12 protein-coding genes and 1 other annotated feature are annotated in these 14,419 nt (G+C 38.1%); of the genes, 1 reads left to right on the forward strand and 11 read right to left on the reverse strand.

The window, feature by feature from the left end; all coding sequences use genetic code 11:
• Positions 1–5 precede the first annotated feature (5 nt).
• From ruvX to cymR, 9 genes are all read right to left on the reverse strand, one after another.
• Positions 6–425: a Holliday junction resolvase RuvX gene (gene ruvX, locus MHB75_RS06960; RefSeq protein ID WP_068452475.1), complete on the reverse strand. Its 420-nt coding sequence runs from the start codon at positions 423–425 to the stop codon at positions 6–8.
• Positions 425–694 carry an IreB family regulatory phosphoprotein gene (locus tag MHB75_RS06965; RefSeq protein ID WP_068452472.1) on the reverse strand — a complete coding sequence of 90 codons (270 nt, stop codon included), beginning with the start codon at positions 692–694 and terminating at the stop codon, positions 425–427. The genes ruvX and MHB75_RS06965 overlap by 1 nt, the downstream gene beginning before the upstream one ends.
• A 264-nt stretch (positions 695–958) precedes the next feature.
• On the reverse strand, positions 959–3,616 hold the full coding sequence (gene alaS, locus MHB75_RS06970) for an alanine--tRNA ligase (RefSeq protein WP_340996727.1): 2,658 nt from the start codon (positions 3,614–3,616) through the stop codon (positions 959–961).
• A 71-nt stretch (positions 3,617–3,687) separates the two neighbouring features.
• Positions 3,688–3,909: a binding site (T-box leader), on the reverse strand.
• A gap of 57 nt (positions 3,910–3,966) precedes the next feature.
• A complete protein-coding gene (locus tag MHB75_RS06975; protein ID WP_340996729.1) occupies positions 3,967–4,752 on the reverse strand; it encodes a GNAT family N-acetyltransferase in 786 nt (261 codons plus the stop codon).
• Between the two features lie 109 nt (positions 4,753–4,861).
• Positions 4,862–7,327, reverse strand: a complete 2,466-nt coding sequence (recD2, locus tag MHB75_RS06980; RefSeq protein WP_340996731.1) for an SF1B family DNA helicase RecD2 — start codon at positions 7,325–7,327, stop codon at positions 4,862–4,864.
• Positions 7,328–7,344: 17 nt separating this feature from the next.
• The gene (locus MHB75_RS06985; protein ID WP_068452460.1) at positions 7,345–8,010 is read right to left on the reverse strand and encodes a tetratricopeptide repeat protein; all 666 of its coding nucleotides are present in this window, start codon (positions 8,008–8,010) and stop codon (positions 7,345–7,347) included.
• A 16-nt stretch (positions 8,011–8,026) separates the two neighbouring features.
• Positions 8,027–9,148 (reverse strand): tRNA 2-thiouridine(34) synthase MnmA, encoded by a 1,122-nt coding sequence (mnmA, locus tag MHB75_RS06990; RefSeq protein WP_141273691.1) that lies wholly within the window; start codon positions 9,146–9,148, stop codon positions 8,027–8,029.
• Between the two features lie 18 nt (positions 9,149–9,166).
• Positions 9,167–10,312, reverse strand: a complete 1,146-nt coding sequence (locus tag MHB75_RS06995; RefSeq protein WP_340996733.1) for a cysteine desulfurase family protein — start codon at positions 10,310–10,312, stop codon at positions 9,167–9,169.
• 14 nt (positions 10,313–10,326) lie between these two features.
• Positions 10,327–10,746 (reverse strand): cysteine metabolism transcriptional regulator CymR, encoded by a 420-nt coding sequence (gene cymR / locus MHB75_RS07000; protein WP_068452451.1) that lies wholly within the window; start codon positions 10,744–10,746, stop codon positions 10,327–10,329.
• 132 nt (positions 10,747–10,878) lie between these two features.
• On the opposite strand from cymR, the gene MHB75_RS07005 reads away from it, so the two are divergent.
• On the forward strand, positions 10,879–12,165 hold the full coding sequence (locus MHB75_RS07005) for a replication-associated recombination protein A (RefSeq protein WP_340996736.1): 1,287 nt from the start codon (positions 10,879–10,881) through the stop codon (positions 12,163–12,165).
• A gap of 30 nt (positions 12,166–12,195) precedes the next feature.
• Here the strand turns inward: MHB75_RS07005 and MHB75_RS07010 are convergent, their stop codons facing one another.
• The gene (locus MHB75_RS07010; protein WP_340996738.1) at positions 12,196–13,434 is read right to left on the reverse strand and encodes an ABC transporter permease; all 1,239 of its coding nucleotides are present in this window, start codon (positions 13,432–13,434) and stop codon (positions 12,196–12,198) included.
• Complete coding sequence (locus MHB75_RS07015) at positions 13,427–14,326, reverse strand: ABC transporter ATP-binding protein (protein WP_340996740.1); 900 nt, start codon at positions 14,324–14,326, stop codon at positions 13,427–13,429. Before MHB75_RS07015 ends, MHB75_RS07010 begins: the two co-directional genes overlap by 8 nt.
• Positions 14,327–14,419 lie beyond the last annotated feature (93 nt).

Raw genomic sequence — 14,419 nt, forward strand, 5'->3', positions numbered from 1 at the left:
CTCCTCTAAAAAGATTTGCGGTCTAAATATCCTTGTAAAATCATACTTGCAGCCATCTTATCAATGACCTTTTTACGATCTTTACGGCGAACATCCGCTTCAATTAGCACGCGTTCTGCGGCCATCGTTGTCAGTCTTTCATCCCATAGTGTAACGGGAAATCCAAATTCCTGCTCTAACAGTGTAGCATAACGTTGTGATGCTTCTCCACGTGGACCCACTGTATTGTTCATGTTTTTTGGAAAACCAACGACGAATTCCTTCACATCGTATTGTTTTACGAGTTCACGAATTCGTTCCATACCAAACTTTTCATTCTCTTCGTCGATTTTAATCGTTTCAATCCCTTGAGCAGTCCAGCCAAGTGCATCGCTTACAGCTACTCCGATTGTTTTAGAACCGACATCTAAACCCATTACTCTCATTATTTTGCCTCGTTATTCTTTTTAATATAAAATTTCACAAGCTCTTCTAAAATTTCATCTCGTTCAAGCTTGCGAATCTTTGTACGAGCATCTTGATGACGTGGAATATATGCCGGATCGCCCGAAAGCAAATAACCCACCATTTGATTGATTGAGTTATACCCTTTTTCTTCTAGTGCTGCATGAACATGAAGCATCGTTTCGCGAACTTCTTGTTCCATAGGTTCTTCGGGAAAATTAAATTTCATCGTTTGATCAAACTTACTCATGCTAAGCACCTCACAGTAAAGTTAAGTAGTGTACTACTCTTTCAACTAGTATAACTTATTCCCTGTTCGTTTGAAACTCATTTTGCCCATTCGCTATGAAATAATTACTAGTGGCAAGAAAATAAGGTTTAAAAAGCATTGTTTTCCTGTTTGTTCCACCATTTTTGGCTACTTATTTTTATAACGTCATCTGTTTTTACTACATCATAGAAAAAAGCCAGTTCTCAAACAGTTGCCTAAGAACTGACTTCTTCTATTCATTAATTATTTTGCTAATGTTTCATAAACCGATGCAAGTGCTGCATCTAGTTGATTCGCATCTTTCGCACCAGCCATCGCCATATCTGGGCGACCGCCACCTTTACCACCACATTGTTCTGCTACTGCTTTGACAATGTTTCCTGCATGGTATTCTTTTCCTGCGATTTCTTTTGTTACTCCTGCACATAGCATTACTTTATCGTCTGCTACTGCACCTAAAACGATCACCGCATTTGACATTTTTGCTTTTAAATCATCCATTAGTTGACGTAATTGGTTATTATCTTTCGCTTCTACACGTGTTGATAATACCGTTACACCATTGATATCTTTTGCATTCGCTAAAATATCACCTGCTTGTGCTGCTGCCATCTTCGCTGATAACGATTCATTTTCACGTTGTGCATCTTTTAAATCATGTTGTAATGATTCAATACGTGCGGGTACGTCTTTTGGATTTACTTTTAAAGCGTGTGCTGCTGCTTCTAATGTGTGTTGTTCTTCCTTCACTGCAAAGTATGCTGCACGACCTGTTACAGCTTCAATACGACGTGTTCCAGCGCCAATACCACCTTCTGAAACGATTTTGAATAAGCCAATTTCAGATGAACGTTTTACGTGAATACCACCACATAATTCGATTGAGTAATCTGATACTTGAACGACGCGTACAACGTCACCGTATTTTTCACCGAATAATGCCATAGCGCCCATTGCTTTTGCTTCGTCGATTGGCATTTCTTCGATGATTACTTCGATATCATCCCAAATTTTTTCGTTTACTGCACGTTCAATTGCTTCAATTTCTTCTTTTGTTGTTGCACCGAAGTGTGAGAAGTCAAAACGTAGACGATCTGGGCCTACATAGGAACCTGCTTGGTTAACGTGGTCACCTAAAATGTCTTTTAATGCACGTTGTAATAGGTGTGTTGCTGTATGATTTTTCACGATCAAGTTACGTTCTTCGCGATTTACGCTTGCAATCACTTCATCTTCTACGTTCATTTCACCCGATTCAACTACAACTGTGTGTAATGATTGACCGTTTGGTGCTTTTTGTACGTCTTTTACAAACGCTGTGAATGCATCATTTGAAATCGTACCGTGGTCCGCTACTTGTCCACCCATTTCTGCATAGAAAGGTGTTTCAGTTAAAATCACAAGTGCTTCTTCACCTTCAGAAACTGTTTTTACTTCTTCGCCGTTTGCAACGATTGCTGTAATAACTGTTTCTGTTTGTAATGTATCGCCACCTACGAATGTAGAAGCTTGTTTTAAGTTTGCTAACACTTCTGATTGTACTTTCATTGAGTCAACATCTTGACGTGCTTCACGTGCGCGTGTACGTTGTTTTTCCATCTCAACTTCAAAGCCAGCTTCGTCCACTGTCATCCCAACTTCAGCAGCGTACTCTTCTGTTAATTCTACTGGGAAACCGTATGTGTCATATAGACGGAATGCATCTGCACCTGGAATAACCATTTCGCCTTTTTCTTTTTGCGTTGCAACGACTTCATTAAAGATGGCTAAACCATCATTTAATGTTTCATGGAAGCGTTGTTCTTCATTTTTAATTACACGTTGAATGAATGCTTCTTTTTCCTTTACTTGTGGATAGAAATCTTGCATGATTTCACCAACAGTTGGTACTAATTCAAACATGAACGGTTTTTCGATACCGATTTGTTTTGCATAACGTACTGCACGACGTAATAAACGACGTAATACATAACCGCGACCTTCATTTGATGGAAGTGCGCCGTCACCAATTGCGAAAGCAACCGTACGAATATGGTCAGCGATGACTTTGAATGGTGTATTTACATCTTCTTCTGTACCAAAAATTTCACTTAGTTCAATTTCACCAGGGCGCATGTAGCGACGGTTTGCGAATTTTTCAATTGTTTCAATGATTGGCATGAATAAATCTGTGTCATAGTTTGTTGGAACATCTTGCATAACAGATGCCACACGCTCTAACCCCATACCTGTATCAATGTTTTGCTTTGGTAATGGTGTATATGTGTGATCTGGGTTATGGTTGAATTGAGAGAATACCAAGTTCCAGATTTCTAAGTAACGCTCGTTTTCGCCACCTGGATATAATTCTGGATCTTTTGGATCGTTCCCGTACATTTCGCCACGGTCATAGAAGATTTCTGAGTTTGGACCCGATGGACCTTCACCGATATCCCAGAAGTTTCCTTCTAAACGAATCAGACGTTCTTCTGGAATGCCAATTTCATCTTTCCAAATGTTGTATGCTTCTGTATCTTCAGGGTGAATCGTAATAGACAATTTTTCACCGTCGAATCCTAACCAATCTTTTGATGTTAAGAATTCCCATGCATAATGAATAGCTTCTTTTTTGAAATAGTCGCCAATTGAGAAATTTCCTAACATTTCAAAGAATGTATGGTGACGTGCTGTTTTACCAACGTTTTCAATATCGTTTGTACGAATAGCTTTTTGTGCATTTACGATACGTGGGTTATCTGGAATAACCGAGCCATCAAAATATTTTTTTAATGTAGCTACACCTGAGTTAATCCATAATAATGAGGCATCATTAATTGGAACAAGTGGCATACTTGGTTCTTGTTTGTGCTGTTTTTCAACGAAGAATTCGATATACTTACGACGAATATCTGAAGCTTTCATGTGTGTTTCCTCCTAAAATTTAAATGCGATGAAGTGCTTATCAAACAAAATAAAAAGTCCCCATCCCTATGGAAAGGGACGAGAACTGTCAATTCGTTTTCGTGGTACCACCCTAATTTATAAAAAGTATCAAGCAACACTTTTTATCTCTTAGCACTATAACGTAGTGAACGGCAGGGATTAACTGCACTCTGGAATAGCTTTCCGTTATCAATCGTGAAGGTTTTTTCAGCCATGAAACCTCTCTCTTAACACAATCAGTATAACGTACTCTTTTCCGTCATCGTGTTCAATTATTCTACTGCTGATTATAAAATAAAGTCGCTTAACCTGTCAATGCTCGCATCCTATTAAAAGTTATGCATTCCCCAGTAACCAATTGGTTCAAATCCAATGCGCTCGTAAATCTTTCCTGCTTTCGGGTTATCGTAGAACAAACAAACCACCTTATCTTCTGCTAGTAATTCCTCACACATTCTATAAAGAAGTGCTGTCGCATATCCTCTTTTTACATAATCAGGATGCGTCGCTACACCGACAATCATTGCTGACTGTAAATTTTCCGCTGTCGTTGAGACAACCGAAACAATTTGATTATTTTCCCAAAGCGCATACGTACGACCTGTTTGATTTTCAATCGTTCGAATCATTTGTTCCTCTGTTGTCGTACTATTCGCAAACTCTGGTATTTGTTGTAATAATGCACGGTGCTGTGGAATATCTTCTACAGTTGTTTTACGAATTGTAAAACGGTGTGGTGGCGCTTCTCCGATTAGTGCTGTACATTTTGCATAGTGCATCTTACCTGAACGTTTAGGTGTTTTTTTGATTAAAGGGTATAAAGACGTTAAAATACCGTACATACCTGATAAACCTAACAGTTGTTCATCTGTATTCACAATACGAGCGAACCCTTCTACATCATATGTTCCTTCTGCATACATCACATACATATGGTCGTAGTTTAACAGCAGTGCAATTAACTGCTCATCTTGAAATTCTCCGTAAAGTTGTTGTATGTCAGAGATGTATCCATACGCCTCCAAGTCACCAATAATGAATAAATTCTCTGCTGGCTTTTTTCCAATCAACTGAAGTACTTGTTGATGGTCTTCTTCTGTTAATTGTCGAATCATTTCATCATCCCCTTTTAAAGTTCCAACGATTATATCATCACATGGATCAAAAAGGAAACAAAAACCACCTAAGTTAATTTATAACAAATCAACTTAGGTGGTCTTCAATCTATTCATTTTCTAGTAGCTCTTGTTGTACTTCAATTAAAAAATCACTCGGTTTACAACCATCCATACCAATCATGGGTGAGATGTCCATAAAATTGTCCATCGTTAAAACAAACGTATTGCGTTGAATCATCTCACCATTTGTTTCTTCTACTTCTACTTTTTGTTCAGTAGCTTCTTTTTCAGCAATCTGTTCAGATGTTTCACCAAGACGCATCGCAAGTGTCGTCTGTCTTAAAATATCCGCATCATTTTGAATACCACGTAAAAATGTATCGGGTTCTCCGCACAAAATCAAAAAGTTTTTAGCACGTGTCAGACCTGTATAGAGCAAATTCTTTCTTAACATCTTTGCATAACTTCTTACAACCGGCATGATGACCATTGGGAACTCACTACCTTGTGATTTATGAATCGAACAACAATAGGCAAGTGTAATTTGATTTAGATCGGAGCGTTCATATGTTACTTCAATACCATCAAATGACACGATAACGACGTCTTGTTTTTCCGTCGTCTCTTTCGCTTTTAAAATGGAAATGATTTCGCCCATATCCCCATTAAAGACATTACTATTCGGCTGATTGACAAGTTGCAACACTTTATCACCAATACGATACGTTGTATCACCAAAGACAATCTCTTTCGTTTTCGCATTTTTTTTCGGATTGACAAACTCTTGAATCATTTTGTTTAACGCATCAATTCCTGCATCGCCTCGGTACATTGGCGCAAGCACTTGGACATCATGAATTGAGAATCCTTTTTTAAGCGCGGAACCAATCACTTGTTGAACGACGCTCGCAACTTGATTCGCATAGGCAGGGATAAAGGAGCGATCTTTCGTTTTCTCTGTTAAATTCGTCGGCTGCTCTCCCATTTTCATCTGATGAGCCAACTCAATAATGGATGAGCCATCCGCTTGACGATAGACGTCGGTTAATTCGACTGTCGGAATCGCTTTTGAAGCGAGTAAATCCTTTAGAACTTGCCCAGGACCTACAGGCGGTAACTGATCTTGGTCACCAACAAATACAATTTGACAGTGGTCATTTAATGCACGTAGTAATTGATGTGCGAGCCACGTATCAACCATCGACATCTCATCGACAATAATTAATTTACCACCGATTTCTCGTTCTGTTTCTTCGTCTTTATCTTGTCCATTAAAACCGAGTAGACGGTGAATCGTCTGTGCAGGTAAGCCTGTCGATTCACTTAGACGCTTCGCTGCACGACCTGTTGGTGCAACAAGAATAATTGGAAATTCTTCGTCTTTTTTACTATATTCTTTCGGATCAAGCGATAATCCATGTAACTCTGCAAACACATCAACAATCCCACGTACAACGGTTGTTTTCCCAGTACCTGGTCCACCTGTTAAAATCATGACCGCACTGTTAATAGCTGTCTCAATCGCATGAATTTGTGTCGTCGCATAGGTCACACCAAAGCGCTCCTCTGCATCACCAATCCATGTGCGAATTTCAGAAAGCGGAAAGGCCGATTGTTGTTCATTTTTCTCTTTTAATTGCAAAATTTTTGACGCAATCCCCACCTCTGAATAATAAAGAGACGGTAAATAGAGACGTGTTTCCTCACCACATAACTGTCCATTTTCACCAAGTCGAATAATCGCTTGTGAAATCTCTTCGTAAGTGAGTTGGATAGGCTGACTTTGTTCCAAAAGAGCTTTTGCTTGTGGAATAACCTGTTCAGCAGAAACATAAGTATGTCCTTCTGAAATCGATGCTTGGTTAATAATATGTAGCACTGCTGCTTCAATACGGTCTGGATGCTTTCCTTCAATTCCTAAAATAGCCCCTAAATCATCTGCACGCTGAAAACCGACACCATCTACATCTTGAATGAGTCGGTACGGATTTTCTTGTAAGAGTTGAAGTGTATCATCTAAATAGAGCTGATAGATTTTGATTGCTAATTGTGCGCCAAAACCCCATTCGCCTAATTTAATCATAATACGGTCCATCCCTAGATTTTGTTGGAGTACAAGTCGCAATGTCTCTTTCTTTTCTTCATTTAAACGCGGAATACCATCCAAAGATGAAGGATCTTGAATGATGACTTTAATTGCATCCGCCCCCAATTGATCAACAATGATTTTAGCTGTTCGCTGTCCGATTCCTGGGAATAAATCACTTGATAAATACGAGATGACACCTGCTTCAGTTGCAGGAATCTCTTTTTCAAATGTTTCTGCTTTGAATTGTGTGCCGTATTTCGGATGGGTTGTCATACGCCCTGTAAAACGATAAAGCGCATCCTCTACTACCTTTGGAAAATATCCAGCGACAATCACTTCTTTTTCTTGATAATCTGTATTCGTCTCTTGAATCTTCACTTTCACAATTGAAAATAAATTTTCTGTATTATGAAAAATAGAGACGACAGGTCGACCTACTACGAAAAATGGTTCATTCGCAAATAGTGAAAGATTTTCAGTCAACACTGTCCCCTCCTTTTTTATTGGTTATTCTTCTTTTGCTCAAGCATATCGTAAATATAGCGCGCTTGATCAAATTCAGGTTGTAATGTGTAAGCCTGTTTTAAATGATACTGCGCATCTTTAATATTATCTGTAGAAACTGCAAATAATACACCTAAATTGTAATGTGCATCTGCATTATTCCAATCCTCATCAATAATATGACGCAGTTCTTTTTCTGCTTCTTCAAACATTTCTAATGAACACATTAAAATCGCAAATGATAAACGAATTTGTAAATCCTCTGGTGCTAATTCTGCTGCACGTTGTAAATAAGGAAGTGCTAATTTCGTATTCCCACTTGCTTCAAGTGATTTTCCAAGCATGAAGTAAGCATCTGCCCCTTCAATGCCTTTACGAATTGAACGCTCATAAATTTTTGCCGCTTCTTCAAAACGCTCATTATTGTAATAAAGATTCGCTAAACCATAATAAGCAGTCGCTGCATCTTCATCCAATGTAATAGCTTTTTGGAAAAAGCGCTCTGCACGTTCTGTATCATCCATTGAAGCGAGTAGATTACCGAAGTTAATGTAGCCAATCGCTTCTTCAGGATTTGCTTCGATTGCTTCAGTAAATGCTTTTGCTGCATCTTCAAAACGCTTTTCTTGCATCGCTTTGATGCCTTCTTCATTATGATTCACAAAAATCCAACTCCTATTACCCTACATATGTTAATTTTTCACCGTTTTTAAATACTTCATCAATTGTACCGCCACCGATACACTCATCACCATCATATAATACAACCGATTGTCCTGGAGTAATCGCACGTGTTGGTTCTGAGAATGTCACAGACCAATCGCCATTATCTAGTAATGTTACATCTACAGGTACATCTGTTTGACGGTAACGGAACTTCGCTGTGCAGCTAAAGTTCTTGTCGAATGTACGATTCGTCGTAAAGCTTGTTTTCACAGCAGTTAAGCTTGTCGAATATAACAAGTCATTATGGAAACTTTGTCCAACTAATAAAACATTACGCTCTAAATCTTTTCCCACTACAAACCAAGGTTCACCGTCTCCGCCGATTCCTAAACCATGACGTTGACCTAATGTGTAATACATTAAACCGTCGTGTTTACCCATCACTTTACCATCAAATGTTTCCATGTTCCCTGGTTGTGCTGGTAGGTATTGGCTTAAGAATTCTTTGAAGTTACGTTCACCGATGAAACAAATCCCTGTTGAGTCTTTTTTCTTCGCTGTCGCAAGTCCTGCTTCTTCTGCAATTTCACGTACACGCGGTTTTTCTAAATCACCGATTGGGAACATAACATGTGATAATTGTTCCTGTGATAATTGATTTAAGAAGTATGTTTGATCTTTATTATGGTCCACACCACGTAACATTTTCACGCCATCTTCTGTTTGTTCAACGCGTGCATAGTGACCTGTTGCAAGATAGTCGGCACCTAATTTTAATGCATGTTCTAAAAAGGCTTTAAATTTAATCTCTTTATTACACATTACATCCGGGTTTGGTGTACGTCCTGCTTTATATTCTTCTAGGAAATATGAGAATACTTTATCCCAGTATTGTTTTTCAAAATTGACAGCATAATAGGGAATCCCAATTTGATTACATACTTTAATGACATCTTCGTAGTCTTCCGTTGCTGTACATACGCCATTCTCATCTGTATCATCCCAGTTTTTCATGAAGATACCGATCACATCATAGCCCTGTTTTTTTAATAGGTACGCTGCTACAGACGAGTCAACGCCACCCGACATCCCTACGACAACACGTGTTTTTGAGGGGTCTTTTACTTCATTCATTTTCTTCTCACCTGATTTCTATACATTCGCTAATCTTTGTACAATATCTACTGTACGTTTTGCAGCTTCTGCTACTGTATCATCTGTTAGCCCATATCCGAAACTAAAACGAATCGAATTACGCAATTCTGCAGAATCTTTTCCAAACATCGCAACTAAAACATGTGATGGATCAATTGAACCTGCTGTACATGCTGAACCACTTGATACCGCAACACCAGCCATATCTAAATTGACAAGGAATGACTCTACATCCATTCCTGCAAAGCTTATATTCAATACATGCGGTAGACCATTTTCGACTTGCCCATTAACTTTAAAATGAATCCCACTCGCTGTAAAGGTGTCTACTATGATTTGTTGATATTTTTTCAACTGTATTCGTTTTTCATCCATTGTTGCCTGTGCAATTTCGACTGCCTTAGCAAGCCCAACAATCCCTGGAATATTTTCTGTACCCGCACGACGTTTACGTTCTTGTTCCCCACCTAAAATAAGAGGTTGCAAAGGTGTTTGTTCACGCTGGTATAAAAATCCGACACCTTTTGGACCATTCAACTTATGCGCTGAAGCAGATAATAAATCAACTTTTAACTCGTCTACATTGATTTTTTCAAGTCCAAATGCTTGCACTGCATCCGTATGGAATGTCGCTTGATGTTCAGTTAATAATGCACCAATTTCTGAAATCGGCTGTAATGAACCTACTTCGTTATTTCCAGCCATAATCGTAACGAGAATCGTATCTTCTCGAAGTGCTTGTTCTACATCTACAACTGATACAACTCCCTGTTCATTAACAGGTAAATAGGTCACTTCAAAACCTTCTGTTTCAAGTTGTTCACATGGATGTAATACCGCATGATGTTCAATTGCTGTTGTAATAATATGACGACCTTGCGCTTTTTTCGCATAGGCTGTTCCGCGAATCGCTAAATTATCTGCCTCCGAGCCACCACCTGTAAAGATGATTTCATTGTCTTTTGCTTGAATAGACGTTGCAATCACATGACGTGCATCATCTAAATATTTTCGTGCATGGCGACCAAGCTGATGGATACTTGATGGATTACCAAATACTTCTGACATCACTTCTGTCATCACTTGAATTACTTGTGGATGCATCGGTGATGTTGCCGCATGGTCTAAATAGATTTCGTTCATGAAAAAAATCTCCTTTAAATATAGAACATAAAGTTTTCATCTGTGTTTTCGTCTGTATATTTCGCTAAATCTTCCAGACTAGTCGTATCTAATACTGTTTTTACAGCATCTCGAATACGCATCCATAACTCGCGTTGTGGTGGCGCCTCATTCTCGATTCCTTCTACAGGTTGAATCGGGCCTTCTAATACTTTAATCACATCTGCTGTTGAAATCAAATGTGGTGGCTTCGATAACATATAACCACCGTAAGCACCACGTACACTCTTGACTAAACCCGAGTTACGAAGTGGTGATACTAATTGCTCTAAATAAGCTTCTGATAAATGATTGTCTGCGGCGATTTGACGCAGTGGAATTGGTCCTTGTCCGTACTGTTTTGCTAACTCAATCATAATTGTAAGCCCATAACGGCCTTTCGTTGAGATCTTCACTCGTATGCACCTCATCTAAATTATAAATTCTTTATCGTTAAATTATAACATATTACCACCCATCGTACTTGGTTTTGCTATACTATTATTTATTATGTAACATTCTTATTTTAAAAAAAGGAGCCGATGATTATGACAAATGAGCCGCTCGCCTACCGTATGCGCCCACAAAATATAGAAGAAATTGTTGGACATGAAGACGTGATTGGACCTAACACGCATCTCTATAAAATGATTCAAAAAGGTCATGTACCGTCTATGCTCCTCTATGGAAATCCAGGTATTGGAAAAACATCAATTGCTTATGCCATTGCAGGAAGTGTATCTATTCCTTTCTTTGCATTAAACGCCACACGCGCTGGAAAAAAAGATGTCGAAGGAATTGTAGCGGAAGCTCATTTTTCAGGTCAAGTTATTTTATTTTTAGATGAAATTCATCGTTTTAATAAATTGCAACAAGATACGTTATTGCCACATGTTGAAAATGGTTCGATTATTTTAATTGGTGCAACAACTGAAAATCCATTCCACGATGTGAATCCCGCCATTCGTTCTCGTTGTGGTGAAATTAAACAATTAAAACGACTGACAACTGAAAATTTAGAACAATTAATACGACAAGCATTACAAGATGAAAAGCGTGGTCTTGGTCGTTATAACATTCAAATCACAGAAGAGCAAATTCACCAAATAGCTAAAGCAGGTAATGGCGATGCGAGAAAAGCATTAAATTTATTAGAATCTGTTTACTACGCTGCTGATGAAGATAATGATGTAGCAATTGTTACAGACAAATTAGTCGCGCAACTAGCTGAAAAGATTGGTTTATATGGAGATGCGAAAGGTGATCAATTTTATAATTTATTATCCGCTTTACAAAAATCCATTCGCGGTAGTGATGTCAATGCAGCGCTTTATTATTTAGCGCACTGTTTAGAAAATGGCGACTTAATCGCAGTGAACCGAAGACTACTCGTTATTAGTTATGAAGATGTCGGCTTAGCTGACCCACAAGTCGGACCACATGTGTTAGCAGCTGTTCAATCGGCTGAACGCCTTGGTATGCCAGAAGCGCGCATTCCACTTGCGCAAGCTGTCATCGAAATGTGCCTCGCTGAAAAATCAAACTCTGCGATAAGCGCCATTGACGCCGCAATCCATGATATTCATGCAGGTAAAACAGGTGAAATTCCTATGCATTTGCGTGATACACATTATAGCGGTGCAGCAGCACTTGGAAATGTCGGCTATCAATATCCGCATAACACACCAATTGGTACATTCGGTGGTTGGGTGAATCAACAATACTTACCTGACGAACTCGTAACACGCGAATACTATACACCTGTTATCGCAGGTAAAGAACAACGCATGGCTACCATTTACGATAAATTAAAATCATTCAAAAAGAAAAAATGAGAAACAGCCATGCGCTGCTTCTCATTTTTCTTATGTCGTTACTTTTAAGACGGTTTTAATTTTTTGCATAATCCCACCAGAGCTATATGTGAGGACACTTCGTTTATAAAATGTCACACTAATTGTGAAGAGTAGTGCAACTGTAGCGAATAAAATAGCGAGTGAAATCCATACCGATACAGTTGAAATATCCGTCGCACCTAAACGTAATGTCATAAGCATACCTGATGTAAATGGAATATACGAGAATACCTTAATAAGTAAAGAATCTGGATTCGAAATACCTGAAAGCATCACGTAAAAACCGATTAACATAATGAATACGCCTGGCATCATTACTTGCGAAGCTTCTTCTACCTTTGATACGAGTGAACCTGCAAGCGCACCAATTAATAAGAACAAGATAATTGATAGTAAGAAGAAGAGAATAACATAGATAAAGTAAGTAGCTGGTAGTTGGCCGAGCATCTCTTGTAAACTATCTGTCACGGATTTCTTCGCTGTGAATTGAATGAGAATATACGCACCAACTGCTAAAATCACAATTTGCGTTAAGCCTGTTAAAAATACACCAATTAATTTAGAGAATAGATGTGTAGATGGCTTAACACTCGCCATTAATACTTCTAATACACGAGAACCTTTTTCAGAAGCAATATCGGTTGTAATCATTGATAAATAACTTGTGACGAATAAATAGATTAAAAAGCCCATAATATATGCAATTAGAATACCTGCTGACTTTTCTTCAGCTGTTTTATTCGATGTTTTCTCTTGTAAATCGACTTGTTTTACAACTGTATTCGTCTGTAAAATTTTCGCTGCTTGTTCAGCTGATAAATTTAATTGTTGTACACTATATACTTTTCCTGCATTTTCAGCAAGTGCATCAATTTTAGATTGAACTTGTAAATCAAGTGATTTCGCTGTTGCAAGTTCAACAGCTAATTGTTGATCTTTTGATGTTAAATAGACTGCTGCATCGTATTTTTCCTTTTTGACAAGTGCATCTACTTCTTTTTTCGATTCTTTGACAACTTTGAACTTCACTTCTTTATCCGAAGGAAATTGCTTTGCTAAATCGAGTTTTGTATCATCTACCAGTGCGATTGTTACATACTTATTGTCATCTGTAAAAATCCCTTTAATACTTGACCAGTTCACTGCTACTGCAATAATAGCTAAATATAAAAGCGTTAATAATATAAAGGACTTCGACTTAATCTTTTGAAGATAAAGTTGCTTAATAAGTAGTCCAAGTTTATTCATTTGGCGCACCTACTTTCAATTTAAAGATTTCATCGAGCGATAAATAGTCCATACTGAATTTGTCCATATAAGAACCTTCACTAATCGCTTCGTATAATGCTTCACCATAACTTTCGTCTTGTAGATATAACGTGTAACCATCTCTCGTCTGCTCCACACGTTCGACACCTTCCAATACTTCAAGCTCTGGTTTTGTTTTCGCCGTACGAATGCTCAGTTTGATTTTTCCGTATAGTGCCTTTAACTCTTGTAACCCACCTGTATAGAGTGAAACACCTCGTTTTAAAATACATAAGTGGTCGCATAGTTCTTCGACATTATCCATTTGATGACTTGAAAATAAAATTGTCGTTCCTTGCTTTTTCAAGTCTAAAATCGCATCCATTAATAACTGACGATTCACAGGATCTAGCCCACTAAACGGCTCATCCAAAATTAAAAATTCTGGTTTATGAATAAAACTCGCAATCAGTTGTACTTTTTGTTGATTCCCTTTTGAAAGTGTCTCTGCTTTATCATTTCGCTTATCTGTCAGCTCAAATCGTTCTAACCAGTACTGAATTTCCGTCGTTAATTCTTTTTTGGATTTCCCTTTTAACATACCGAAAAAGTAAAGCTGTTCTTCTATTTTCATTTGTGGGTAAATGCCACGTTCTTCAGGTAAATAACCTAAAAAATCACGCTCTAGCTTATGTACCGATTTTCCTTTCCATAAAATTGTTCCTTCTGTCGTATCTTGAAGATTTAAAATCATACGGAAAGTCGTTGTTTTACCTGCACCATTTTGACCAATTAATCCGAAGACTTCTCCTTCATTAATCGTAAAATCTAGTGCATTGACAGCAACAAAATCTTTATACTTTTTTGTTACCTGTCTCACTTCTAGTGTCATGGAACACACTCCTTTTCATGTTATCTATTTATTATACAGAATAAATAAGTAAAAAGTTTCATTTATTTCCAACGTGGTTGTAAAAAATAAAAA

It is taken from the genome of Kurthia sp. FSL E2-0154 (assembly GCF_038003625.1).
Lineage (GTDB): Bacteria > Bacillota > Bacilli > Bacillales_A > Planococcaceae > Kurthia > Kurthia gibsonii.